Source organism: Pantoea sp. USHLN256, assembly GCF_037149875.1.
Classification (GTDB): Bacteria; Pseudomonadota; Gammaproteobacteria; order Enterobacterales; family Enterobacteriaceae; genus Pantoea; species Pantoea nemavictus.
The window spans coordinates 107,619-133,788 of record NZ_JBBCQO010000001.1; the positions used below are offsets into that span (position 1 = coordinate 107,619).

Here is a 26,170-nt window from a genome sequence, read left to right on the forward strand (position 1 = left end):
GAGGGAGTAAAGCGAGTATCAGCGCTCCCAACGGAAAGGTAGTAAGCGATTACCGCAACGACATCGTCTGGCGTTTTTCGGCGGACTGCAAGCCCAGCTCGATCAACTCCATCACCTGAATCGCCTCTTCCGCGTGTACCGGATTCGCACCCGTACCGGCAATGGCATCGCGAATGCCGGCATAGTACGCCGGATAATTACCCGGCAATGTCAGCAACTCTTTCTCCACCATCACATCGCCTTCCGCCAGCGTCAGCGTGCCGTTGCGCATGTCATAGCCCCAATCTTCCTGTGGTGGACGCTCACCCGCTTTCAGCCGATCTTCCTGCGGATCCAGACCGTATTTGACGTAGCTGCCGCGGGTGCCGTGCACCACAAAGCGTGCTGATTCCGCCGCCACCAGCATGCTGGCATGCAGCACCACGCGACGCGTTGGATAGGTCAGCACCGCATGGAAGTAATCGGTGGTTTGCGCGCCCGGACGCAGTTCGGCCATATCCACGTTGATGGCGACTGGCGTGCCAAACAGCTGCAGCGCCTGGTCCAGCACGTGCGGTCCAAGATCGAACCAGATACCGCTGCCCGCGCCTTTCATCTCACGCCAGCGCTGGCGCACTTCCGGACGGAAGCGATCAAAGTGCGATTCAAAGTAGCGTACTTCGCCCAGCGTTCCTTCGTTGAGCAGATTTTTCAGCGTCAGGAAATCACTGTCCCAGCGACGGTTATGGAACACCGACAGCAGCAAACCTTTGGCTTTTGCCAATGCATCCAGCTCACGCGCTTGTGACAACGTCACGGTAAACGGTTTATCAACCACCACGTGTTTACCGGCGTTCAGTGCCGCTTTGGCTAAGGGGAAATGGGTGTCATTCGGGGTCGGAATAACAATCAGTTGCAGTGTCGGGTCGTCCAGCAGCGCTTGTGGATCGGAAACCACCTGCACTGACGGCCAGTCAGCATGGACTTTGCTGGCATCGCTGCTTGAGATCGCCGCCAGCTCAACATCCGGCGTACCGGCGATCAAGGGTGCATGGAAGGTTTTGCTGGCAAAACCGTAGCCGATTAGGCCGACACGTAGTTTATCGCTCATTCTCATTCCTCTTGTTCGTTACCTGACTGATTTAAGACGAATCGGTCTGTAAGAACAAGGCGGAATCACCTGAAAACTCAGGAAATAGCACTCCGTGCGGATTGCCAGCTCTCATGCGCCACCAAGGCATCCTGCGCATCCTGGCTGCGGCGGCGGAAGTCGCTGGGGCTTACGCCCACCCGCTTGCGGAACACGCGCGAGAAATAGAGCTGGTCATCGTAACCCACTTCGCGGCCAACCGACGCGATCGGTTCCTGAGTGGTTTGCAGCAGCAGTTTGGCACGGATCACCCGCTGGTCTTCCCGCCAGCGCAGCAGATTTATGCCCATCTGCTCGCGGAACAGATGCGCCAGGCGAGACGGCGACAAACAAACATGGCGCGCCACCTCTTCAATCTTCACTTCACCCGCCAGATGATTGGTGACGTACTGGCAGGCTTCAATTACGCGCGGATCGCGAATCTGCTGATGGCTACGCGGATCTTCTTCCACTGCGCGCAACAGCAGACGTTCCAACAGGTTCATCGCCAGCTCTTCGGCGAAACGGCGTCCGGAATTATGCGTTTGCTCAATGCTGGCGAACAGGCGATCAAACTCGGCACGCTGCGCTTCGGTGAGGCGCAAACGGCCAACGCCCTGGCTTTCATCCTGCCACTGCAACCAGTCGGTCCAGTAGGCACGCGGACGGAAATAGACCCAGCGGTGGAACCAGCACGGGCTATCGGGCGCGCGGCCATAATAGTGCGGAGTTTTCGGTTGAAACAGCAGCAAATCGCCCGGCTCGCAGTCGAAGGCAGATTCGCCATCAAACACGCGCCCCTGACCTTTAATGGTCAAATTGAGGATGTAGCCTTTCATGCCGTGCGGGCGGTCAATAAAGAAATCCAGCGCGTCGTTGGCGTTAATCGGCGTCAACCCCGCCACCAGCCAGGCGTTAAAGGGATAACCCGGCAATAAGGGGTTCTGCTGCTCACTCGGGGGTTCACGGTGGTACATAGTGCCCTCACTTTTCGCGTGAAATGCGCTGAGCGCGCCCTTGATCAGGCGCGCTCAGCCGGGGTTATCAGGCGGCTTTATTTTTCTGTTTGTAGCGGTCAAAAATCACCGCCGCTAACAGTATCAAACCGCGCACCACATACTGTGAGAACGGCGAGATATTCAATAAATTCATCGCATTCTCAACCGTACCGAGAATCAACACCCCCGCCACCACGTAGGAGATTTTGCCGATGCCGCCTTTGAGTGAGACGCCACCCAGCACGCAAGCCGAAATCACAATCAGCTCGTAACCGAGTGAGGTCATCGGCTGGCCGCTGGTCATGCGCGAAGCCAGAATAATGCCTGCCGCCGCTGAGACTAAACCGGACAAGATAAAGATGATGATACGGGTGCGCACCACCGGCACGCCGGCGAGGCGCGCGGCTTCTTCATTGCCACCAATCGCCAGCGTGTTGCGGCCAAAGGTGGTTTTGTTCAGCAGGAAACCGAACAGCACCATGGTCGCAATGGTCAGCCAGATAGGCGCAGGCACGCCCAGCCAGTTGGCGTAACCGAGGGTAAAGAAGCGCTCGTCTTCAATGCCCACCGCTTTACCGTCGGAGAAGATGTAAGCCAGGCCGCGCACAATCTGCATGGTCGCCAGCGTGGTGATCAAGGCGTTGATTTTCAGTCGGGCGATAACAAAACCGTTTATAAAGCCGGTGGCCATGCCGAGCAGCAAACCTGCTGCCACGCCAATCCACAGGCTTTCGGTCATGTTGATCACCACCGCGGTCACGACGCCGGCGCAGGCAATCACCGAGGCTACCGAGAGGTCAAAATCACCGGAAGCCAGGCAGAACAGCATGCCGCACGCCACCATGCCGGACATCGACATCGCCAGGCCGAGACCTTTCATGTTGATGATCGAACCAAAGTTCGGCACGAAAATGGCACAGACGATAAACAGCAGCGCGAACACCACCAGCATGCCGAAGTTGTCCCAAATCCGCCCCAGCTGCAGCCCATTGCGCTGCGCCGGTGGCGTGTTGGAAGTGGTAGATGAAGCCATTATGGATCTCCTTTACATCAGGCCACGGCGGCCGCTTGAGTGGTTTTTGGCATCGCCAGGCTGAGCGTCAGCTGCTCTGTGGCCGTATCGTGGGGCAGTTCACCGGCGATCTCACCTTCGCGCATCACCAGAATGCGGTCGGCTAAACCCATCACTTCCGGTAGATCGCTGGAGGCAAACAGCACCGCAATTCCCTTCTTCGCCAGCTGGTAAATCAGGTTGTAGATTTCATGTTTGGCGCCGACGTCAATGCCACGCGTTGGCTCATCCAGCAGAATCACGTTCATCTCTTCCGACAGCCAGCGACCGAGAATCGCTTTCTGCTGGTTGCCACCCGACAGGTTCATGATCAGCTGCTGCGGACCGGGCGTTTTGATGTTGAGCGAACGAATATGGATATCCGCGTTTTTCGCCTCCCAGCTCGGTTTAATCAGGCAACCCGCGGTGAGATTGTGACGGCGCGCGCTGATGTTGATGTTATCGCGCACCGAATGCACCGGAATGATGCCCTCGGATTTACGATCTTCCGGACACAGCATGATGCCAGCGCGAATCGCATCAATCGGCTGGCGAATGTTGAGCTTTTTGCCATCCAGCGTCACGGTGCCGCCACGCAGTTTGGTGGCACCGAACAGCCCTTTCATCAGTTCGCTGCGCCCCGCGCCGACCAGCCCAAACAGGCCGACGATCTCACCGGCACGCACCGTCAGTGAAATCGGCATTCGCACGCCTTTCGCTTCCACCGCGTCCAGCTGCAGACGCACCGGGCCCAATTCACGTGGCGCGTAACCGTAAATATCCCCCAGATTGCGCCCCACCATCGCCTGCACTAAATCGTCATGATGGGTGTTTTTCATGTCGGTGAAGGTGCGCACATAGCGGCCATCTTTGAACACGGTAATGGCATCACTGAGCGCAAAAATTTCCTCCATGCGATGCGACACGTACAGCACGGTGCGGCCCTGCTCGCGCAGCTGGCGAATAACGCGGAACAGATGGTCGATCTCGCGCGCCGAGAGCGAACTGGTGGGTTCATCAAAGGCGATAATGCGCGCATTACGCGCCAGCGCTTTGGCGATCTCCACCATCTGCCACTGGCCCAGCGACAGATATTTCAGCGGCATATCCGGATCGATATTCATCCCCAGATTTTGCAGCTGTAAACCTGCCTCGTAGCGCAGCAGTTTGCGATTCACCAGCCCACGCTTGTGCGGCAGCTGGCCGAGATAGATGTTCTCAGCCACGCTCATTTCCGGCACCAGATGCAGCTCCTGATAAATGATGGCCACGCCGGCATCCAGCGCGTCCACCGTATTGTTGAAGCTCTTCGGCTGGCCTTTGATGCGAATCTCACCGCCGCTCGGCTGATAGCTGCCGCTGAGGATCTTCAACAGTGTCGATTTACCGGCACCGTTTTCCCCCATCAGCGCATGAACTTCACCGGCACGGCAGCTGAATGAGATGTCCTGCAGCGCTTTCACGCCAGGGAAGGTCTTGCTAATGCCATGAAACGACAGAAAGGCTTGATCAGTGTTCATGGTAACTCCTCTAAGCCTTCATACTTCGCGCCGCAGCAGCGTTGGCTGCGCCCACTCACCCCAGTCACTTACCTCGGTAAGCTCCTGGGGCTGAGCGCGCTTGCCGCCTTGCTGCAACGCGAATTATTTTGGCTACCTGTTAGTCTTGTTTTGGGAGAGATGGGATTACTTCAGCCCTTTCTTATCCAGTTCGGCTTTGAAGTTATCGCGGGTGATTAGCACCACATCGGTGACTTCGGTGAACTTCGGCGGTTCCTGATCTTTAGTGACCCAGTTGTAGAGCATCTCGCTGCTCTTATAACCGTGCACATCCGGACTTGGCAGCAGCGAGCCGTAGAAACCGGTAGCGGAACCTTTCGACAGCTCACTCACCGCATCCACGCCGTTGATGCCGATACCGATGACGTCCGGTGCTTTAAAGCCCTGGCCTTCGGTGGCGCGCACGCCGCCCAGCACGGTGTTATCGTTCATGCCAAGAATCAGCCAGTGTTTCACTTCCGGATGCTGCACCAGCAGCGAGTTACCGGCGTCAAATGCGCCAGGGATATCGTTGGATTTGGTCGGCACCTGGTAGATCTGTTTCTCCGGGAATCCGGCCGCTTTCAGGGCGTCCATTGAACCGCTGGTACGACGACGTGCGGTGTCGAGCTCGTTAGCCGTGATCGCCATTACGCCGGTCTCTTTCGCATCCCAGCCGCGTTTCTGCATCTCTTTATAGAGCTCTTGTCCCTGACGCTCACCAATTTTGGTCGCCGCCATCATCACCAGGGGCACGGTATCCATCGGCTTGCCTTTGGCAGTAACGAATTGGTCATCTACCGCGATTACTTTCAGACCGTAGCCGCGCGCTTTGGCGACAATCGCCGAACCGAGCTTGGGATCCGGTGTACAGATGACGAAACCTTTGGCGCCGCTGGCGGCCAGGCTATCGATGGCATTAAGGGTTTTCTCGCCGTCAGGTACCGCAATTTTGATCACTTCAAAACCGAGATCCTTGCCCGCTTTATCCGCGAATTTCCATTCTGTCTGGAACCAGGGCTCCTCCGGTTGTTTAACGAGGAAACCGAGTTTCATGGTCTCGGCGATAGCGGATTGTGACATAACCGCGGCGAGACTAACCGCCGCCAGCGCTTTAGTGAATTTATGCATGATGCTCTCCGGCACAATGATGTTTTTGGCTGTTATTAACCAATCGGTGTAAACGCTACCAATCAAATTTATTCATAGGGTAAGGCTGAAAATCAGTGCGTTAGCGCAGCGGTTGTGCAAAGGCTGTGCAAACGCTGGGCTAGTTGTAGCGGGAATGACGGGGAAAAATGTAGAGCGGTATCACATCCTAAAACGATGACAAATTTCTCCATATATACAGCGAATTTAACCGGCCATTAACTTTTGCTATGGATCACACAACGTCGCCGATGGCAGAAAAGTGCATATTCTCAGCCGCTGATGACTAACCGCTTATGCGCCACCCTTCCAGGATAGAGCCAGATAACTCACACAGGAGAATCCCAATGGGTGCTGGCACCATAACAATTGGGCTGGATTTTGGCAGTGACTCGGTGCGCGCGCTGGCCGTGGACTGCCACAGTGGTAAAGAGCTGGAAAAAGCGGTGGTGAACTACGCGCGCTGGGCCAATGGGGAATTCTGCGATCCCCATAGCAACCGCTTTCGCCATCATCCGCAGGACTACATTGATGCGCTGGAACAGGCGATTGTGGCGGTGGTGAATGCGTTAACACCGGAGCAGCGCGCTGCCGTTGTCGGCATCGGCGTCGATTCCACCGGATCCACACCGGCGCCTATCGATCGCGATGGCAACGTGCTGGCGCTACGTCCTGAGTTCGCCAGCAATCCGAATGCGATGTTTGTGCTGTGGAAAGATCACACCGCGATTGAGGAAGCCGAAGAGATCAATCAGCTGTGTCGTAGCGGTCGTTTCAACGATTACACCCGCTATATTGGCGGCGTGTATTCGTCGGAGTGGTTCTGGGCCAAGATACTGCACGTGTCACGCGCAGATGCTGCGGTACGTGACGCGGCAGTGTCTTGGGTGGAACTGTGCGATTGGGTGCCGGCGTTACTCAGCGGCACCACCGCCCCCGCGCAACTGCGCCGTGGGCGCTGCGCTGCCGGACATAAATCATTGTGGCATCCGGAATGGCAAGGCCTGCCGCCGGCTGACTTCTTCAACGCGCTCGATCCGATCCTGAGCGAAAAGCTCGACTCCCCACTCTTTACTGAAACCTGGACCGCCGATATCCCGGTCGGCACGCTGAGCAGCGAGTGGGCGCAGCGCCTCGGCTTATCCGAACAGGTGGTCTTGTCGGGCGGCGCCTTTGACTGCCATATGGGTGCCGTTGGTGCTGGCGCACAGCCTTATACGCTGGTGAAGGTGATTGGTACCTCAACCTGCGACATCTTGATTGCCGACAGCGACACCGTCGGCGACCGCGCCATTAAAGGCATTTGCGGCCAGGTTGATGGCAGCGTGGTGCCGGGCGCGATCGGCTGTGAAGCTGGACAATCGGCGTTTGGTGATATTTATGCCTGGTTCAGCCGCCTGCTGGGCTGGCCGTTGCAACAGGCCGCGCAGCAGCATCCTGAACTCAAGCCGCAGCTGGCCGCGCTGCAAAAAGATCTGATCCGCAATCTCACTGAAGCCTGGGCCGCCAATCCACAGCTTGATCATCTACCGGTGGTGCTGGACTGGTTCAACGGCCGCCGCACGCCGGATGCTAATCAGCGCTTAAAAGGGGTGATTACCGACCTCAATCTCGGTACCGATGCGCCTGCGCTGTTTGGTGGCCTCATCGCCGCCACCGCCTTTGGCGCGCGCGCCATTATGGAGTGTTTCGAGCAGCAGCAGATTCCGGTGCAGAGCATCCTGACGCTCGGCGGCATTGCACGCAAATCCCCCGCCATCATGCAAGCTTGCTGCGATGTAATGAACCGTCCGCTGGATATCGTCGCCTCTGACGAATGTTGCGCGCTGGGTGCCGCCATTTTTGCCGCCGTAGCGGCGGGCGTGTATGCCGACGTGCCTGACGCTCAGCAGGTGATGGCAAGTCCGATTGATGTGACGCTGCAACCCAACGCCGAGCGCGTTGTGGTTTATCAGCAGCTTTATCAACGTTATCAACACTGGTGCCAGGCCGCTGAACCGCAGTATGCCGCACGCACCGCATCCGCTCAGTAAAGGAGAGATTTTATGGGACAGCACAACGCACAACAGGTGTGGTTTGTTATTGGCACGCAGCACCTTTACGGCGCGGAAACCTTGCGTCAGGTGGAGCAGCACGCTCGCCAGGTGATGGACGGATTGAACCAGGCCGGGACCTTGCCGACGCAACTGGTGCTAAAACCGCTCGTTAAGTCACCGGACGAAGCGCTGGCCTTGTGCCGTGACGCCAACCACGACAATCAGTGCGTCGGCATCATTACCTGGCTACACACCTTTTCTCCGGCCAAGATGTGGATCGGCGGGTTGAGCATCCTGAATAAACCGCTGCTGCAATTCCATACCCAGTTCAACGCGGAGATTCCGTGGGACAGTATGGATATGGACTTTATGAACCTTAACCAAACCGCGCACGGCGGCCGCGAATTCGGCTTTATTGGCGCGCGCATGGGACTGCAACACAGTGTGGTGACCGGCCACTGGCAGGATAAAACCAGCCAGCAGCGCATTGGTCGCTGGATCAATGCGGCATTGGCCAAACAGGCTAGCCAGCAGCTGAAAGTGGCCCGCTTCGGCGACAATATGCGTGAAGTGGCGGTGACCGAAGGCGATAAAGTGGCGGCGCAGATTCAGTTCGGCTATTCGGTGAACGGCTGGGGCGTCGGTGATTTGGTCGAGGTGGTTAATAGCGTCAGCGACGGCGACGTCAACGCGCTAATCGACGAATATGAGAGCCAATATCGCTTTACCGATGCTGCCGCGGTAAACGGTGACAAGCGGCAAAACGTGCTGGATGCGGCGCGTATCGAACTGGGGCTGAAGCGCTTCCTTGAAGCCGAAGGATGCAAAGCTTTCACGACCAACTTCCAGACCTTACACGGCATGACGCAGCTGCCTGGTTTGGCGGTGCAGCGCTTGATGGGCCAGGGTTACGGCTTCGCCGGTGAAGGTGACTGGAAAACTGCCGCGCTGCTGCACATCCTCAAGGTACAAGCGGGCGCACGGGCGGGCGGGACCTCATTTATGGAGGATTACACCTATCACTTCTCACCCGGCAACGATTTGGTGTTGGGCTCGCACATGCTGGAAGTGTGCCCGTCCATCGCCAAAGAGGAGAAGCCGCTGATTGATGTGCAGTTCCTCGGCATTGGTGATAAAGCCGATCCGGCGCGCATGATCTTCTCCACGCCTGCTGGACGCGCGGTGAATGCCAGCGTGATTGACCTTGGCGATCGTTTCCGTCTGCTGGTGAATGTGGTGGATGCCATCGAGCAGCCAAAACCGTTGCCAAAACTGCCGGTGGCGCGTGCGCTGTGGCGTGCGCAGCCGTCGCTGGCCACCGCCTCTGAAGCCTGGATTCTGGCCGGCGGTGCGCACCATACGGTGTTCAGCCAGGCGCTGGATTTAGATGATATGTATCTTTACGGCGAGCTAAATGGCATTGAAGTGCTGGTGATTGATGAGGAGACGCGCTTACCGGCATTTAAAGATGCGCTGCGCTGGAATGAAGCCTATTACCGCTTAGCGCGTTGAAGTTGCAGGGGTTAACCAAGGCCGCGATGATTCGCGGCCTTTTTGTTGGCTGAAGGAATTAGTGCTGATCAGTCGGAAAAGGTGGGAGTTGCGTAAAGACGGCGTAAATACATCCCTGTAGCCTCGGCCGCCGCATCCTTGCGGCGGACGCTTTACTCCACTCCCACCATTTCCTCCTTAATGGAAGTAGGTAGCCGCTTTATTAAGCAGCGATGAAATTATCCACGAGGTCAGGAAAGGCCAGCCCGAAGAGCAAAGCGTCCGAGCCAGGAGGGCGAGGCCGATCTGCATGGATGCAGGGTTTCTTTGCGATCGGGCTGGCCTTTCCTGGCCGGAGCACCCAATCCCGCAGCCACAAGGCAAACCAGGTGGCCATAAATGGCCACCCGATGCACTTTCAATCTCAGGGAGAAGAAATTACGAGGTTAAACGCTTAACCGGCGCGTTCTGCTGGCGATCCCACATCACGGTCAGCAGGCGTTGCAGCGCGATAAAGGCAAACAGCAGAATCCCGATGGCGATCTTGGTCCACCACGAACTCAGGGTGCCGTCGAAATTAATCCAGGTTTGAATCAATCCCTGAATTAACACACCGAACAGCGTGCCCAGGACCGTGCCCACGCCGCCAGACAGCAAGGTGCCGCCGATCACCACTGAGGCAATGGCATCCAGCTCTACGCCCAATCCCGCTAACGCATAGCCCGCCGAGGTGTAAATCGAAAACACAATGCCTGCCAGCGTCGCCAGCGTGGTCGATAACATATAAATCTTGATGGTGGTCGCGCGGGTTGAAATGCCCATCAGCTGCGCCGAGGCCAGGCTGCCGCCAATTGCGTACACCTGATTACCAAAGCGCGTGCGATGCGCCAGAATAATGCCGCCGATCACCACCACCAGCATAATAACCGCCAGTAAACTGAGGCGACCACCGCCCGGTATCTTCCACGCCAGGCTCGACAGCGTGCTATAGAGCGGATGGTCGATGGGAATCGAATTCTCTGACACCAGATAGCTACAGCCGCGCAGGAAAAACATCCCCGCCAGCGTAATGATAAAGGCTGGGATTTTCAGCGCATCGATCAGCCAGCCCATCATCGCGCCAAACAGCGCGCCCATCGCTAATACCAGTGCAAATGCCAGCAGCGGATCGAGGTGATAATCACCAATCACCCGCGCCAGGAACACCCCGCTAAAGGCAATCACCGCACCCACCGACAGATCAATGCCGCCGGACAAAATCACGAAGGTCATCCCCACGGCGATAATCCCAAGGAAGGCATTATCGGTCAGAATATTGCAGATCACGCGCGTTGAAGCGAAGCCGGGAAACTGACTCAGGCAAAATAGATAACCCGCCACAAACACCAGCAGCGTAATCATCAAGGGCAGATGACGTTTAATCATTTCGGGCGTCTCCGTTTCAACATGGCAATAAAGCGAGGCGACTGCAGCAGCAGTACGCACATCACCACCACCGCTTTCACCACCTGATTGAGTTCAGGCTGGAAGCCGGACAGCAAAATACCGGTATTCATCGACTGAATAATCAGCGCGCCAATCAGTGACAGCACCAGATTGAAACGTCCGCCCATCAGCGAGGCGCCGCCAATCACCACAGCCAGAATCGCATCCAGCTCTAACCACAAACCGGCGTTATTGGCATCGGCACCGCGAATGTCCGCCGCGACGATCATGCCCGCCACCGCCGCACACATGCCGCTGATCACATAGGTCGACATCACCACCAGCCAACCGTTAACGCCGGCATTACGCGCCGCGCGCAGATTAATGCCCACCGCTTCGATAAACAGCCCGAGGGCGGTTTTGCGCGTCAATAGCCACACCACTAACGCCACCAGCAGCGTAATCCACACCGGCACCGGCAGCAGCCACAGTGAACCACTGCCAAACCACGCCAGGCTGTCGCTATTGAAGGTGACGATCTGTCCCTGGGTAATGAGCTGCGCCACACCGCGCCCGGCGACCATCAGGATTAAGGTGGCGACAAATGGCTGAATTTTTAACAGCGCCACCAGCACGCCATTCCACAAACCGCAGGCCAGGCCGGTGCCGAGCGTCACCAGAATAATGAACGGCAAGCTATGTCCGGCTACGGTTAAGGTGGCGGCCGTGGCGCCGGCAATCGCCATTACCGCGCCCACTGACAGGTCGATGCCGCCGGTGGCAATCACCAGCGTCATGCCGATGGCCAGGAGAGCGACCGGCGCAGCACGATTTAGGATATCAATCGGGCTGCCGAACAGGCGCCCATCCTGAATGTGAATGGCGAAAAAGTTATTCGCCACCAGGCTATCTACCAGCAGCACCAGAATCAGCGCCACAATTTGCGGCATACCGGGCGGCAGCTTCGGCTTACGCCGTTCGGGTTTATCATGTGTCATAGGCGATTCAAGCATGTTGTGCTCCTCCATCGGCGATGGCGTTGACGATTGAAGCCACCGACAGCTGCTCCAGCGGGATTTCCGCCACCTGCTTCAAATCGCGCATGATCAATACGCGATCGGCGTAGCCCACCAGCTCTTCGAGTTCAGAGGAGATAACCAGCAGCGCCAGTCCGTCGGCGCATAAGGTCTCAATTAAGCGAATGATCTCAGCGTGCGCGCCCACATCAATGCCGCGCGTCGGCTCGTCGAGGATCAGGAATTGGGGTTTGGTCACCAGCCAGCGCGATAGCAGCACCTTCTGCTGATTACCGCCGGACAACAGCTCGACCGGTTGATCGGCATGCGGCGTGCGAATACCGAGACTTTTGATAAAGCGTTCAGCAATCTCCTGCTGCTCACGGCGCTTAATCGGTCGCAGCCAGCCGCGCTGCGCCTGCAACGCCAGAATGATGTTTTCGCGTACCGAAGCAGCGCCGATAATGCCGTCAGTTTTACGATCTTCCGGACAGAAGCCCATGCCGAGGCGCGATGCTTTCGCCGGTGTGCGAATGTTTTGCACCTTGCCTTTAATGGTCGCGGTGCCGCGATCGGCGCGGCGAATGCCAAACAGCACTTCAGCGGTTTCCGTCCGGCCAGATCCCAGCAAGCCCGCCAGACCCACCACTTCGCCCGGTCGCACCTGTAGGTTGAACGGCTCAATGGTGCCCTTTTTACCGTAATCCTCAAACGACACCACCGGCTGATTGCTGCGTAGCGTGCTGCCCTGCCGCTGTAAGGCGGTTTCCAGCAGCTCACGCCCCAGCATCAGTTTGATCAATTCAATCTGCGGCAGCGTGGCGGTATCGCGCGTGGCAATAAATTGGCCGTTGCGCAGCACGGTTATACGATCGGTAATGCGATAAACCTGGTCGAGAAAATGGGTGACAAAAATCAGGCTCATCCCTTTGGCTTTTAACTGCGCCATCAGGGTAAACAGCATCTCGACTTCGTTGGCATCGAGGCTGGCAGTCGGTTCATCCAGAATCAGCACCTGCGCCGAGAGATCCACCGCGCGGCAAATCGCAATAATCTGCTGCATGGCCACCGAGAAGTGACCAAGCGGGCGCGTCACATCCAGCACAAAGCCGTAATTACGCATCAAGAGGTCGGCATCGCGCACCATGCGTTTACGATCAATCATGCCGAAGCGCCGCGGTTCGCGGCCAATGTACAAATTATCCGCCACCGACATGTTCGGCAGCAGATTCACTTCCTGATAAACCGTGCCAATGCCCATCTCCTGCGCATCAGCGGTATTGTGTGGCGTAATCGCCTTGCCATTCAGCGTAACTGTGCCGGCATCCCGGGTGTAAACGCCGGTCAGCACTTTGATCAGCGTGGATTTACCCGCGCCGTTTTCGCCCAGCAGCGCCATAATCTCGCCCTTGCGGATGCTGAACGAGACATTATCCAGCGCCTTTACGCCAGGAAAACCTTTGCTGACGCCGCTAATAGTCAGCAGTGCGGCTTCATCGGAGGTGCTCATCAGGTTCTACCTCGCCTTACGTCATCAAAAACCGCCCCGAAGGGCGGTCGCGGGGATCAGTAACCCATGCCTTTTTTGGTATCGAGCTGCGCCTGCGCGGAATCTGGCAGATACAGTTTCGATTCTGTTTTGATGATTTTTGGCGGCAGCGTGCCGTCTTTTTTGAATTTCTCCAACGCGTCGAAGGCTGGACCGGCCATGTTTGGCGTTAGCTCCACGTTGGCATTGGCTTCACCGGCCAGCATCGCTTTGTAGATATCCGGTACACCGTCAATCGAACCGGTGAGGATATCTTTGCCTGGCTTGAGGCCAGCTTCCTTAATCGCCTGGATGGCACCGATCGCCATATCATCGTTGTGCGCGTAAACCATGCAGATGTTCTTGCCATTGTTTTCCGCCTTGATAAAGCTCTCCATCACCTCTTTACCTTTACTGCGGGTAAAGTCACCGGACTGCGAGCGAATCACTTTGATGTTGTCGTGGCCGGCGATGGCCTCGGCGAAGCCTTTCTTACGATCAATCGCCACGCTGGCGCCAACCGTGCCTTGCAGCTCTACCACGTTACATTTTTTGTCCGCGACGGTTTTCACCAGCCAGTCACCAATCAACTTGCCTTCCAGCACGTTGTCCGCGGTGACCACCGCCATGTACAGGGATTTATCTTTTACCACGATGGCACGGTCTAACAGGAACACCGGGATTTTGGCGTCTTTGGCTTCTTCCAGCACCGGTTCCCAACCCGTTTGCACCACTGGCGCAATGAAGATTGCGTCAACGCCCTGCGCAATGAAGGAGCGTACCGCTTTGATTTGGTTCTCCTGTTTCTGCTGACCATCGGCGATTTTCAGGGTAATACCGCGCTTCTGCGCTTCACTTTTCGCCACGTTGGTTTCCGCTGAACGCCAGCCAGATTCCGAGCCAACCTGTGAGAAGCCCACGGTCATATCCGCAGCCAGCACCGATGTACTGAGTGCCGAGCTCACCATGGCAGTCAAGAGTAAACGTTTCCACATGATTTCATTCCTCTGAAGGGAGTGTGTTGTAGGGGTACAAAACGCGAATTAAGCCTGGCTGAAAAGCGCGTAAACAAGCGCGACATACTTCACAAATCAGAGTGAATTAAAGGAGTTACGGCAACGAGCAATGCATAGGTGGCAGCAGGCTTATGGACAAAATGCCTGCAGATCAAAGCGGAGGTGGTTAAATAAATGTAATAAACAGAATCGCTTATGCATCACACCATTGGAAACGATTACAGCAGATGCGTAAAGAATGGTTACTGCCTGAGCACAACAACAATTATTAGTTTTGTGATTATTCGCACACATTGTGATTTGGTGTTTCATGGCGTGTACATAAATTTGCTGACCAGTCAGGAATAAATAATGGATTCAGCCGCATTACGGTCGTGAAATACTATTATAGAGACGGATAAACAGCGGCCATATTAATAACGCATAAACGCTGTGAGATTTTCTAACAACCCCACCGCTGACGGGCCTAAAAGTGGCTTAAATTGCCCTTTAAATGCGCGTTTAAATGACTAAAAAGCCAAAAAAGTGTCGTTTCATGAGCGAATTAGCGCATGTTGTCTGAATTTTGTATTTTTTTAAGTCCAGCGTATGGACTCTGGCTGCGTGCTCCCTATACTTGGGCACTTCCGAGTACTTTATTTTTAAATGGCAATCATGACTGCGTTAGATTACCTGATGAAATTTCGTAAAGTGAATAATCTCGATAGTCTGGAAAAACTCTACGACCATCTTAATTATTCCCTGACTGATGATAACGAGATCATCAATATGTATCGCGCTGCCGACCATCGACGTGCTGAATTGGTCTCCGGCGGACGTCTGTACGATCTTGGCCGGGTGCCAAAAACTGTCTGGCGTTACGTGATCTAATTGATTTATCCCCGCTTTATCTGCGCTTTTGCGTTGTCCAGGTCGGGCGTGCCCCGTTTGGACATGATACGCTCTGCATCGCCCTCTTTTCTGTAAACAGGATCTTCTCGATGACCGAACAGGTTTTCCCGCCACGTATCGCTGGCTGGCTGTTGCTGCCGCTGGCGTGGCTGATTATGACGATGTTAACCAGTGCCCTTGTGGTAGCAATGTATCTGAGCCCGTTGTTCAACCCCGAATTGCGCCCCACGCTGTTTTCACACGGCACGCTGCTGACGCAATGGTCAGTGTCGCTGCTCACCGCCGCCGTCGTTTGGGCCTACAGTATTTGGGTTTGCTGGATTTTCTGTAAACGCTCACGCCGTTTACCGCGCCACTACATCCTGTGGCTGTTGATGACGGTTTTGCTGGCGCTAAAAACCTTCGCTTTCACCCCGGTTGCGGATGGTAAAGCGATTCAGACGTTACTGCTGTCACTGCTGGCCGCTGCGGTGTTTGTCCCCTATTTCAAACGCTCACAGCGGGTTAAACAGACGTTTATCCAGTCGTAATGGCGGGAGTTTCGTCAGCAATTTAATTCTGAGTGCTCTCAACCCCCACACAAACCGCGTGAAGGTTGAGATGCAGCTCTCAATTCCGGATAATAGACGCCTTTCGGCTTCCCAGGTTAAAAAATGACCGATTACTTACTTCTCTTTATTGGCACCGTGCTGGTGAACAACTTCGTGTTGGTCAAATTCCTCGGCCTCTGCCCCTTTATGGGCGTGTCAAAAAAATTGGAAACGGCCATTGGCATGGGACTTGCCACCACTTTCGTGATTACGCTGGCGGCGATCTGCGCCTGGCTGGTCAATCACCTGATTCTGGTGCCGCTCGATCTGGTTTATCTGCGCACCATGGCCTACATCCTGGTGATCGCAGTCGTGGTTCAGTTCACCGAAATGGTGGTGCGCAAAACCAGTCCGTCACTGTATCGCCTGCTCGGCATCTTCCTGCCGCTGATCACCACCAACTGTGCGGTGCTGGGCGTGCCGTTGCTGAGCGTCAACCTGAATCACACGTTCCTGCAAGCTGCGCTGTATGGCTTCAGTGCTTCACTCGGCTTCTCGCTGGTGATGGTGCTGTTCGCCGGCATGCGCGAACGTCTGGTGCTGGCTAATGTGCCCGCGCCCTTTAAAGGCAACTCGATCGCACTGATTACCGCAGGTCTGATGGCGCTGGCATTCATGGGCTTCACCGGGCTGGTGAAATTCTAATGACTGCGATTTGGATTGCTATTGCGGTACTCGCTGCGCTGAGCCTGGTGTTTGGCGCCCTGCTCGGTTACGCCTCGCGTCGCTTCGAGGTGGAAGAAGACCCGATTGTTGAGCAAATCGATGCCATTTTACCGCAGAGCCAATGTGGACAATGCGGCTATCCCGGCTGCCGTCCTTACGCGGATGCGGTGGGTAACAACGGTGAAGCGATCAATAAATGCGCGCCGGGCGGCGAGCAAACCATGCTCAAGCTGGCATCGCTGCTCAACGTTGAACCGCAACCGCTGGACGGCGGCGCAGACGTATTGGAACCGATTCGTACTGTTGCCTGGATCGATGAAGCCAACTGCATCGGCTGCACCAAATGTATTCAGGCCTGTCCGGTTGATGCGATTGTGGGTGCCACGCGCGCCATGCATACCGTGCTGAGCGACGTTTGCACCGGCTGCGATCTCTGTGTTGCGCCTTGCCCAACCGACTGTATTGAGATGCGCCCAGTGGCCACCACTACGGCGAACTGGAAGTGGAATCTCGACACCATTCCTGTACGGGTGATCCCGGTAGAAACCCATGCTTAATTTGTTAAACCTGTTCCGCAAAGAGAAGCTGTGGGATTTTCAGGGCGGCATTCATCCGCCGGAAATGAAAACCCAGTCAAACGGTACGCCGCTCAGTCAGCTACCGCTGCCCGATCGCTTCATCATTCCGTTAAAACAGCACATCGGTCATGAAGGCGAGATTTGTGTTGCACCCGGTGACAAGGTGCTGCGCGGTCAGCCGCTGACGTTTGGCGGCGGACGCATGCTGCCGGTGCACGCGCCCACCTCCGGTACCATTGAAGAGATTGCGCCGCACATGACGGCGCACCCTTCTGGTTTATCTGAGCTGTGCATTTTTCTGCGTGCCGACGGTGAAGATCGCTGGACCACGCTTGATCCACAGCCCGATTACCGCGCGCTCTCCCGTGAAGATGCCGTTAAACGCATCCACAATGCCGGCATCGCCGGTTTAGGCGGCGCAGGATTTCCGACCGCCACCAAATTGCGCGGCGGCCTGCGCGGCGTTAAAACGCTGATCATTAATGCTGCCGAGTGCGAGCCTTATATCACCGCCGATGACCGCTTAATGCAGGATTGCGCCGCCGAAGTGCTGGAAGGCTGCCGCATTCTGGCGTGGGTGCTACAGGCCGAACGCGTGTTGATTGGCATTGAAGATAACAAGCCTGAAGCGATTGCCGCACTTAAGCAGGCGCTGGGCGGCGATCGTGAGTTGCAGATTCGCGTTATCCCTACCAAGTATCCTTCTGGCGGGGCCAAACAGCTCACTCAGATTCTCACCGGCCTTGAAGTGCCACACGGTGGACGATCCACCGATATTGGCGTGCTGATGCAAAACGTCGGCACCGCGTGGGCGGTGAAACGCGCCATCGTTGACGGTGAACCGATTACCGAACGCGTAGTGACGCTGACCGGTGAAGCGCTGGCCCGCCCGCGCAACGTCTGGGGACGTCTCGGCACGCCGGTGAGCCATCTGCTACAACATGCCGGTTTCACTCCGGGTTCACGCCAAATGGTGATCATGGGCGGTCCGCTGATGGGCTTTACCCTGCCATCGCTGAATGTTCCGCTGGTGAAAATATCCAACTGCATTCTGGCGCCTTCCGCCAGCGAGATGGGCAACGATCAGGAAGAACAATCCTGCATTCGCTGCAGCGCCTGTGCGGATGCCTGCCCGGCGAAGCTGCTGCCGCAGCAGCTGTTCTGGTACAGCCAGGGCGGCGATCACGACAAAGCACGCGCGCATAATATCGATGACTGTATTGAGTGCGGCGCCTGCGCCTATGTCTGCCCCAGCAATATTCCGCTGGTGCAATATTATCGCCAGGAGAAGGCCGAACTGCGCGCCATCGACCTTGAAGCGCAACGTACCGCCGAAGCTAAAGCCCGCTTTGAAGCCCGTCTGGCACGTTTAGAGCGTGAAAAACAGGCGCGTGAAGCGCGTCATGAACAGGCCAAGCAGCGCGTGGCGCGTAGCGATCAGGGTGAACGTGATGCCGCCGTGGCGCGTGTGAAAGCGCGTCAGGAAAAAACACCCGAGCAAGCAACGGCAGAGCGCGCAGCGCGTCACGCACAAGCTCTGGCGCAGCAGGCCGAGAAACAAGCTGAAACCCAGGCGCTGAGCCGCCAGTCAGGCGATCCGCGTAAAGCGGCGGTGGAAGCGGCGATTGCTCGCGCTAAGGCGAAGAAAGCTGCCGCACCCGCGGCTGAAACCACGCCGGCTGCACCGGAAAGCGCTGCGCCTGCCGCTGAGGTCGATCCGCGCAAAGCCGCCGTTGAAGCAGCAATTGCACGTGCGAAAGCCAAAAAAGCCGCCGCTGCCGCGCCTGCTGCTGACACTGCGCCGGCTGAGCCCGAAGCCGCTGTGCCTGCCGCTGAGGTCGATCCGCGTAAAGCCGCCGTGGAAGCAGCAATTGCGCGTGCAAAAGCCAAAAAAGCCGCCGCTGCCGCGCCAGCTGCTGACACTGCGCCTGCTGAGCCAGAAGCCGCTGCGCCTGCCGCTGAGGTTGATCCGCGTAAAGCCGCCGTTGAAGCAGCGATTGCGCGTGCAAAAGCGAAAAAAGCCGCCGCTGCCGCCGCGCAGCAGACTGAAACATCTTCTCCTGAAGTGGAGGCTGCTGCCTCTCCTGACTCCGCCGACCCACGCAAAGCGGCAATTGCCGCTGCGGTCGCCCGTGCCAAAGCGCGTAAAGCGCAGCAGCAGCCTTCGACGACTGAGGAATAAATGGCTTTTCGTATTGCAAGTTCTCCCTATACCCACAACCGCCGCAGTACCGGCAATATCATGCTGTTGGTGGTGCTGGCGGCGTTGCCGGGCATGGCCGCACAGTGGTATTTCTTTGGCGTCGGCTTTCTGATTCAGGTGTTGCTGGCAACGGCGACCGCATGGGCAACCGAAGGCGCCATACTGCGCCTGCGCAAAACGCCGGTGGTGCCAACGCTGTCTGATAATTCCGCCCTGCTCACCGCGCTGCTGCTCGGCATTAGTCTGCCGCCGCTCGCGCCCTGGTGGTTGGTGGTGTTGGGGACGATTTTCGCCATCGTGATTGCCAAGCAGCTGTACGGCGGTTTGGGGCAAAACCCGTTTAACCCGGCGATGGTGGGTTACGTGGTACTGCTGATCTCCTTCCCGGTGCAGATGACCAGCTGGCTGCCGCCTGATAGCTTGCAGGCGATTAAACCCGGCCTGATGGATTCGCTCAGCATGATCTTTACCCACCACACCCTGGCGGGGGAAACCATGCAGCAGCTGCAGCTTGGCGTGGATGGCGTCAGCCAGGCGACGCCGCTGGATACCTTTAAAACCGGTCTGCGCGCCGGACACAGCGCAGATCAGTTGCTGGCTGAGCCGATTTACAGCGGCGTGTTAGCCGGGTTGGGTTGGCAATGGGTTAACCTCGGTTATCTGCTGGGCGGCGTAGTGCTGCTGGCGAAAAATGCCATTCGCTGGCACATTCCGGTCAGTTTCCTCGTCTCGCTGGCATTCTGCGCCACGCTAGGCTGGCTGTTCTCGCCGGAGTCGCTGAATTCACCACTGATTCACCTGTTCTCCGGTGCCACCATGCTCGGTGCGTTCTTTATTGCCACCGATCCGGTAACCGCCTCTACCACCAATCGTGGACGTCTGATTTACGGCGCGCTGATTGGTTTACTGGTGTGGCTGATTCGTAGCTTTGGCGGCTATCCGGATGGCGTCGCCTTCGCGGTGCTGCTGGCGAACATTTGTGTGCCGCTGATTGATTACTACACCCAGCCGCGCGTTTACGGCCATCGCAAGGATTGAAGATGATCGACGCTATTCGTAAAAATGCGGTAACGCTGGCAGCCTTCGCGGTGATCACCACCGGGGTAACGGCGGTGGTCAACTATGTCACCAAGCCCACGGTGGAGCATCAAACTGCGCTGCAACAGAAAAATCTGTTAGATCAGGTGGTGCCAACCGATCTGTACGACAATCACATTCAGCAGGAGTGTTTTCTGGTAACGGATGCCGCTGCGCTGGGGAATGACCGGCCACATCATCTCTATTTAGCGCGCAAAGGCGATCAGCCCGTCGCTGCAGCGCTTGAGACCACCGCGCCAGACGGCTATTCTGGTGCGATTCAGATGTTAGTCGGGGCCGATTTCCACGGTAAAGTGTTGGGCGTGCGTGTGGTTGAGCATCATGAAACGCCAGGCCTCGGCGATAAAATCGAACTGCGTATTTCAGACTGGATCAACAGCTTTAATGGCAAAGTGATCCATGGCGCTGATGACAAAAATTTTGCGGTGAAAAAAGACGGCGGTGAATTCGACCAATTTACCGGCGCAACCATTACGCCGCGCGCCGTGGTAAATGCCACTAAGCGTACCGCGCTGCTAATTGAAACACTGCCCGCGAAGCTCGCTTCGCTGCCTGAATGTGGAGATGCAAATGAGTGAAGCGAAGAATTTACTGGTCGGCGGCCTGTGGAAAAATAACTCCGCGCTGGTCCAGCTGCTTGGCCTGTGTCCGCTGCTGGCGGTCACCTCTACCGCCACTAACGCCCTCGGTTTAGGCCTGGCGACCACGCTGGTGCTCACCATCACCAACAGCTCGATTTCCGCCTCGCGCCGTTGGGTGCCCGCGGAAATCCGTATCCCGATTTACGTGATGATCATCGCCTCAGTGGTGAGCTGTGTGCAAATGCTGATCAACGCCTATGCCTATGGGTTGTACCAGTCACTCGGCATCTTTATTCCGCTGATCGTCACCAACTGCATCGTGGTGGGTCGCGCTGAGGCAGTCGCCTCAAAGAGCAGCATTCCGCTCTCTGCGCTGGATGGTTTTGCCATCGGCATGGGCGCGACCTGCGCGATGGTAACGCTGGGTTCGATTCGCGAACTGATTGGCAGCGGCACGCTGTTCAACGGCGCGGATCAGCTGCTTGGCCCTTGGGCCAAAGCGCTGCGCATTGAAGTGGTGCACTTTGATTCGCCAATGCTGCTGGCGATGTTGCCACCGGGCGCCTTTATTGGTCTCGGCATGCTGCTGGCGGCCAAATACCTGATTGACCAGAAGATGAAACAGCGCGCCGCTACTCGCGCCGCCGCTCCTGAAGCCGAGCCGCAAGGCGCAACCGGGAAAGCGGTGTGAATAAAGAGAAACGCGCGCAGATCCTCACGCGCCTGCGTGATGAAAATCCGCATCCCACTACGGAATTACACTTCAGCTCGCCGTTTGAGTTGCTGATTGCGGTGTTGCTATCGGCTCAGGCGACAGACGTTAGCGTTAATAAAGCCACCGCGAAGCTCTATCCGGTGGCAAACACGCCGGCAACGATACTGGCGCTGGGCGTTGATGGCGTAAAGGAGTACATCAAAACCATCGGCCTGTTTAATAGCAAAGCCGAAAACGTCATCAAGACCTGCCGCATCCTGCTGGAACAGCACGGTGGCGAAGTGCCGGAAGATCGTGCGGCACTGGAAGCGCTGCCTGGCGTGGGCCGCAAAACCGCTAACGTGGTGCTGAACACCGCTTTCGGCTGGCCGACTATCGCCGTCGACACCCATATTTTCCGCGTCAGTAATCGCACCCGTTTTGCGCCAGGTAAAAATGTGGAAGAAGTGGAAGATAAGCTACTGAAAGTGGTGCCCTCGGCGTTCAAGGTCGATTGCCATCACTGGCTGATTCTGCATGGCCGTTACACCTGCGTGGCGCGCAAGCCGCGCTGCGGCTCCTGCCTGATTGAAGATTTGTGTGAGTTCGACGCCAAAACCGAACTCTGACTCACTGCCGATAACCACGGGCAATCTTGCGCTGGTTTATCGGCAGTTTGGCGATCCCGCCCGCGTCCTCACCCTTGAATCCGCCCCTTTACCGCCTCGCGCTGCGGGTCTGCTGCGCGTCGCGATGCAATTTGCTCCCATCAATGCGTCCGACCTGATTCCGGTTACCGGTGCTTATCGCCATCGCGTTATACCGCCGCAGGTCGCCGGGTATGAAGGCGTGGGCACAGTCATTGAGGCGCCCGCAGCTTTCACCTCTTTACTCGGCCAGCGCGTGCTGCCGCTGCGTAGCACCGGCACCTGGCAATGTTATATTGATTGTGACCCACACATGGCCGTGCCGGTACCTTGTGACATCGACAGTGCGTTGGCTGCGCGTGCCTATATCAATCCGCTGGCGGCGCTGTTGATGCTGCAGCAATGGCCGCCTACGGCTAAACGCGTGCTGATCACCGCGGGCGGTTCCGCCTGTGCTTTATTACTTGCGCAGTGGGCCCGCCAATGGGGCGCGGCCGCTATCACCGTGGTGCACCGTGCGCCGCAACATGCTTCGCGTTTGCAGGCGTTAGGTATCACATCACTGCGCGAAACCCAGCGTGAAGCGATCGCCGCCGTCGCACAGCAGTGCGATGTGGTGTTTGATGCAGCAGGTGGCGAGATCGGTCAGTTGATTTGGCACGCCCTGCCCGCCGAGGCACAATTTGTTGCCTACGGCGTGCTGAGCGGCAAGCCGGTGCGGGTGAATGCGCCCCGCCCGGCGCTGCACTGGTTCCACGTGCGGCATACGCTTGAAGGATTAGCGCAGCAGGATTGGCAACAGCTGTTTTGCACGCTTTGGCCACTGTTACGCACCAGTCATTGCGGTGAGGTAGCGATTTTCCCGCTGGAGCAGTGGCGCGAGGCGCTCCACTGCTATCACCAATCAGGGCGGGATCGTAAGCCGTTGTTGCAGCTCTTGTAATAGCGGTCGCCATGAATGGCGACCCTACGGGTATTTTACGCGATTGTCGTCAGGTGCAGGTTTAGCCTGCGGCCGCCTGCAGCCAGGCAACCACCAGCGGCGATAACCGATTTTGCAGCGCTGCGCGCTCAGACTGGAACAGCGTCGCGACAAAGAACGGATGATCGATCAGTTCAATGCCGCGCACGTCGCCCGCCAAATCCCACGAAGTGATGCGCAGATTTTGCGTTGCCAGCGCCTCACTGAATTCGGCATTGACGCCAAAGTTACAGTGGTAACCTTCATCACTCTGCAAGGCACCGTAAGCCTGGGCGATACGCGATCCCGGCGCAAAGGTGACGGTTCCGCGCTGTTCCACCAGCGAACAGGCCAGCGGCGCAATCACCCAACGACCGCCAGGATCGGTTTCGGCATGGGTGGCATCTTCCCAACCCAAGACATTGCGCGCGTATTCAACGATGGCGTACTGAAATCCGCCGCACGAGCCCAAAAACGGCTTAGCGCTTTCACGCGCCCAGCGCAACGCAGCAAACACGCCTTCATCATTCAAATAAGGGCTGCCCGGCACCAGCCAGATCGCCTTGTAATCGGCGAGATGGTGCTGATCGAGCTCAGGCGTGGCAATCCAGTCGGCGCTGACATCAAGGGAGAGGGTGTTTGCAGCGAGTTGTACGGCAGGAGGAATCGCCTGATGCGCTACGGCACTGGCACGATAATCGCCAATCAGGGCGACACGAATCGACTTCGTCATGACTACGTCCTTTCAGGGAAAAAACGAGGTTACAGCAAAGCGGCCGGGCTGTCTAAGGGCCAAAAATGGCGATTTATGCTGACAACGTTGCTGACGATTGCACTTATTACTGCTTATTTATCTGGCAAAACGCAGCATCAATCGCGCGATTATTCGTCACTTGTCAGCCAGGCAAACGTTTACTTCTTTTACCCTTTTAATTAATTCGCGGTTTTGTGCGCAGGATCAACAAATTAGCGTTCTGGAATCTTTTGACTGCTTATTACGCTCACCAATCAAGCTATTATGCTTACATTATGAACAGAGATAATAATATTATCTGTATAAATCATAACCTTCAGCGATATATTCTAATAAAGCCTGCCTGAGCAGTTTATATCAGGAAAATGATCTTCCAGATCTGCATTTAGCATCTTTATCCTGATATAATGCCACACAGCAAGATTTAACACTGATTTACAACTTTATATAACGGCATTAACCCTACCTATGACAAGTATTTCAGCGTGCAAAAAATGCTTGCCCTGATGGCGTGATTCAGCCAAATTAGTCGCCGTTTTTCCTTTCTAATAACAATGTTGCGCGGGATTACCCAGCCCGACGCAGACTTAATTCCTGTCACAAAACAGGCTATGTTAAAACTGAGGTACAAGTGTCAACTGCAAACAAACACACTGACGGGGCGCCAAGCCTCAACGCTTTTAAGCAACCGAAAGCGTTCTATCTGATCTTCTCCATCGAGCTATGGGAACGTTTTGGTTACTACGGTCTGCAAGCCATCATGGCGGTTTACCTGGTTAAACAGCTGGGAATGTCCGAAGCGGATTCCATTACGCTGTTCACCTCGTTTAGCGCCCTGGTTTATGGTTTAGTCGCTATCGGCGGCTGGCTTGGCGATAAAGTACTGGGTACCAAACGCGTGATTGTGCTTGGGGTGATTGTGCTGGCGCTGGGTTACGCGCTAATTGCCTTCTCTGGCCACGATACTTCAATGGTCTATATCGGCATGGCGACCATCGCCGTCGGTAGCGGCTTATTTAAAGCCAACCCCTCTTCCCTGCTTTCGACCTGTTATGAGAAAGATGACGCGCGCCTCGACGGTGCCTTCACCATGTTCTACATGTCGATCAATATTGGTTCGCTGTTCTCAATGATGCTGACACCGTGGCTGGCTGCGAAATATGGCTGGGGCGCGGCGTTCTCGCTGTCGGTGGTGGGCCTGGTCATTACGCTACTGAACTTCATGTTCTGCCAGCGTCTGGTGAAAAACTACGGCTCCAAGCCGGATTTCGCCCCGCTGCAGGTCGGCAAACTGCTGATGACGCTGGTTGGCGTGGTGGCGCTGGTGGCGCTGGCGGCGTGGTTGCTGCATCACCAAAGCATCGCGCGTATGACGTTGGGTGTGATCGCGGCAGGTATTGTGTTGATCTTTGCTAAAGAAGCCTTCGCATTGAAGGGCGCAGCGCGCCGTAAGATGATTGTTGCCTTCCTGCTGATGGTCGAAGCGATTGTGTTCTTCGTGCTCTACATGCAGATGCCGACTTCACTTAACTTCTTCGCTATTCGTAACGTTGAGCACGCGATTCTGGGCATCACCTTTGAGCCGGAGCAGTTCCAGGCGTTGAACCCGTTCTGGATTATGCTGGCGAGCCCGATTCTGGCCGCGGTGTATAACAAACTCGGCGACAAAATGCCGATGCCGCACAAATTTGCCTTCGGTATGGTGCTGTGTTCTGCAGCCTTCCTGGTGCTGCCGTTTGGTGCCAAATTTGCCAACGAAGCCGGCATCGTTTCGGTTAACTGGCTGATCCTTAGCTATGCGCTGCAGAGTATCGGCGAGCTGATGATCTCTGGCTTGGGTCTGGCGATGGTTGCCCAGCTGGTTCCGCAGCGCTTGATGGGCTTCATCATGGGATCATGGTTCCTGACCACCGCCGGTGCGGCAATGATTGCCGGTAAAGTGGCGAATCTAATGGCCGTACCCAGCGATGTTACCGATCCGCATGCTTCACTGGCAGTGTACAGCCAGGTGTTCCAGCAGATTGGTATCGCAACAGGCGTGATTGCGCTGGTGATGTTGTTCACCGCCCCACTGCTGAACCGCATGACGCAGGATGATACGCAGACTGAACTGAAACGCGCGAACGCGAATCAGTAAATGAATAGCCGGGC

General features: G+C 56.4%; 23 protein-coding genes. 13 read left to right on the forward strand and 10 right to left on the reverse strand.

The window, feature by feature from the left end; translation table 11 throughout:
• Nucleotides 1–49 precede the first annotated feature (49 nt).
• From WFL93_RS00490 to WFL93_RS00510, 5 genes are all read right to left on the reverse strand, one after another.
• Nucleotides 50–1,090, reverse strand: coding sequence for an oxidoreductase (locus tag WFL93_RS00490; RefSeq protein WP_007893818.1), 1,041 nt, complete (start codon nt 1,088–1,090; stop codon nt 50–52).
• A 77-nt stretch (nt 1,091–1,167) separates the two neighbouring features.
• The gene (gene araC, locus WFL93_RS00495) at nt 1,168–2,085 is read right to left on the reverse strand and encodes an arabinose operon transcriptional regulator AraC (protein WP_007893815.1); all 918 of its coding nucleotides are present in this window, start codon (nt 2,083–2,085) and stop codon (nt 1,168–1,170) included.
• A gap of 67 nt (nt 2,086–2,152) precedes the next feature.
• Complete coding sequence (gene araH, locus WFL93_RS00500; protein WP_007893814.1) at nt 2,153–3,139, reverse strand: L-arabinose ABC transporter permease AraH; 987 nt, start codon at nt 3,137–3,139, stop codon at nt 2,153–2,155.
• 17 nt (nt 3,140–3,156) lie between these two features.
• Nucleotides 3,157–4,677 carry an L-arabinose ABC transporter ATP-binding protein AraG gene (araG, locus tag WFL93_RS00505; RefSeq protein WP_180823519.1) on the reverse strand — a complete coding sequence of 507 codons (1,521 nt, stop codon included), beginning with the start codon at nt 4,675–4,677 and terminating at the stop codon, nt 3,157–3,159.
• Nucleotides 4,678–4,842: 165 nt separating this feature from the next.
• A complete protein-coding gene (locus tag WFL93_RS00510) occupies nt 4,843–5,826 on the reverse strand; it encodes an arabinose ABC transporter substrate-binding protein (RefSeq protein ID WP_007893809.1) in 984 nt (327 codons plus the stop codon).
• A 365-nt stretch (nt 5,827–6,191) separates the two neighbouring features.
• On the opposite strand from WFL93_RS00510, the gene WFL93_RS00515 reads away from it, so the two are divergent.
• Together WFL93_RS00515 and araA are read left to right on the forward strand one after the other, a co-directional pair.
• A complete protein-coding gene (locus tag WFL93_RS00515) occupies nt 6,192–7,877 on the forward strand; it encodes a ribulokinase (RefSeq protein WP_336777057.1) in 1,686 nt (561 codons plus the stop codon).
• 12 nt (nt 7,878–7,889) lie between these two features.
• Nucleotides 7,890–9,392 (forward strand): L-arabinose isomerase, encoded by a 1,503-nt coding sequence (gene araA / locus WFL93_RS00520; RefSeq protein ID WP_336777058.1) that lies wholly within the window; start codon nt 7,890–7,892, stop codon nt 9,390–9,392.
• Between the two features lie 417 nt (nt 9,393–9,809).
• On the opposite strand, the gene yjfF is transcribed toward araA, so the two are convergent.
• From yjfF to ytfQ, 4 genes are read right to left on the reverse strand one after another with little or no spacing between them, the layout of a single operon-like run.
• Nucleotides 9,810–10,796 carry a galactofuranose ABC transporter, permease protein YjfF gene (gene yjfF / locus WFL93_RS00525; protein WP_007893799.1) on the reverse strand — a complete coding sequence of 329 codons (987 nt, stop codon included), beginning with the start codon at nt 10,794–10,796 and terminating at the stop codon, nt 9,810–9,812.
• Entirely contained in the window at nt 10,793–11,809 is a 1,017-nt protein-coding gene (gene ytfT, locus WFL93_RS00530; RefSeq protein WP_007893797.1) for a galactofuranose ABC transporter, ATP-binding protein YtfT, read from the reverse strand. Before ytfT ends, yjfF begins: the two co-directional genes overlap by 4 nt.
• Nucleotides 11,802–13,322, reverse strand: coding sequence for a sugar ABC transporter ATP-binding protein (locus tag WFL93_RS00535; protein WP_180823517.1), 1,521 nt, complete (start codon nt 13,320–13,322; stop codon nt 11,802–11,804). Before WFL93_RS00535 ends, ytfT begins: the two co-directional genes overlap by 8 nt.
• Before the next feature lie 56 nt (nt 13,323–13,378).
• Nucleotides 13,379–14,335 carry a galactofuranose ABC transporter, galactofuranose-binding protein YtfQ gene (gene ytfQ / locus WFL93_RS00540; protein WP_007893793.1) on the reverse strand — a complete coding sequence of 319 codons (957 nt, stop codon included), beginning with the start codon at nt 14,333–14,335 and terminating at the stop codon, nt 13,379–13,381.
• A 675-nt stretch (nt 14,336–15,010) separates the two neighbouring features.
• On the opposite strand from ytfQ, the gene ydgT reads away from it, so the two are divergent.
• The 10 genes from ydgT to WFL93_RS00590 all read left to right on the forward strand — a co-directional run bounded on the left by ydgT (nt 15,011) and on the right by WFL93_RS00590 (nt 23,247).
• Nucleotides 15,011–15,226 carry a transcription modulator YdgT gene (gene ydgT / locus WFL93_RS00545; RefSeq protein WP_036622212.1) on the forward strand — a complete coding sequence of 72 codons (216 nt, stop codon included), beginning with the start codon at nt 15,011–15,013 and terminating at the stop codon, nt 15,224–15,226.
• 110 nt (nt 15,227–15,336) lie between these two features.
• Nucleotides 15,337–15,777: a DUF2569 domain-containing protein gene (locus tag WFL93_RS00550; RefSeq protein WP_007893779.1), complete on the forward strand. Its 441-nt coding sequence runs from the start codon at nt 15,337–15,339 to the stop codon at nt 15,775–15,777.
• 123 nt (nt 15,778–15,900) lie between these two features.
• On the forward strand, nt 15,901–16,482 hold the full coding sequence (gene rsxA / locus WFL93_RS00555) for an electron transport complex subunit RsxA (RefSeq protein ID WP_007893776.1): 582 nt from the start codon (nt 15,901–15,903) through the stop codon (nt 16,480–16,482).
• Nucleotides 16,482–17,060, forward strand: coding sequence for an electron transport complex subunit RsxB (rsxB, locus tag WFL93_RS00560; protein ID WP_007893772.1), 579 nt, complete (start codon nt 16,482–16,484; stop codon nt 17,058–17,060). Before rsxA ends, rsxB begins: the two co-directional genes overlap by 1 nt.
• A complete protein-coding gene (gene rsxC, locus WFL93_RS00565; protein WP_336777059.1) occupies nt 17,053–19,263 on the forward strand; it encodes an electron transport complex subunit RsxC in 2,211 nt (736 codons plus the stop codon). The genes rsxB and rsxC overlap by 8 nt, the downstream gene beginning before the upstream one ends.
• Entirely contained in the window at nt 19,264–20,322 is a 1,059-nt protein-coding gene (rsxD, locus tag WFL93_RS00570; protein ID WP_336777060.1) for an electron transport complex subunit RsxD, read from the forward strand.
• A gap of 2 nt (nt 20,323–20,324) precedes the next feature.
• Nucleotides 20,325–20,960, forward strand: a complete 636-nt coding sequence (rsxG, locus tag WFL93_RS00575; RefSeq protein ID WP_180823515.1) for an electron transport complex subunit RsxG — start codon at nt 20,325–20,327, stop codon at nt 20,958–20,960.
• Complete coding sequence (locus tag WFL93_RS00580; protein WP_007892805.1) at nt 20,953–21,654, forward strand: electron transport complex subunit E; 702 nt, start codon at nt 20,953–20,955, stop codon at nt 21,652–21,654. Before rsxG ends, WFL93_RS00580 begins: the two co-directional genes overlap by 8 nt.
• A complete protein-coding gene (gene nth, locus WFL93_RS00585; RefSeq protein WP_007892804.1) occupies nt 21,651–22,286 on the forward strand; it encodes an endonuclease III in 636 nt (211 codons plus the stop codon). The genes WFL93_RS00580 and nth overlap by 4 nt, the downstream gene beginning before the upstream one ends.
• On the forward strand, nt 22,258–23,247 hold the full coding sequence (locus WFL93_RS00590) for a zinc-dependent alcohol dehydrogenase family protein (protein ID WP_442955874.1): 990 nt from the start codon (nt 22,258–22,260) through the stop codon (nt 23,245–23,247). Before nth ends, WFL93_RS00590 begins: the two co-directional genes overlap by 29 nt.
• Before the next feature lie 61 nt (nt 23,248–23,308).
• On the opposite strand, the gene WFL93_RS00595 is transcribed toward WFL93_RS00590, so the two are convergent.
• The gene (locus tag WFL93_RS00595) at nt 23,309–23,998 is read right to left on the reverse strand and encodes a CTP synthase C-terminal region-related (seleno)protein (protein ID WP_336777061.1); all 690 of its coding nucleotides are present in this window, start codon (nt 23,996–23,998) and stop codon (nt 23,309–23,311) included.
• A 652-nt stretch (nt 23,999–24,650) separates the two neighbouring features.
• Between WFL93_RS00595 and dtpA the strand changes: the two genes are divergently transcribed.
• Nucleotides 24,651–26,156 carry a dipeptide/tripeptide permease DtpA gene (gene dtpA / locus WFL93_RS00600; protein WP_007892800.1) on the forward strand — a complete coding sequence of 502 codons (1,506 nt, stop codon included), beginning with the start codon at nt 24,651–24,653 and terminating at the stop codon, nt 26,154–26,156.
• The last annotated feature ends 14 nt before the right edge of the window (nt 26,157–26,170 follow it).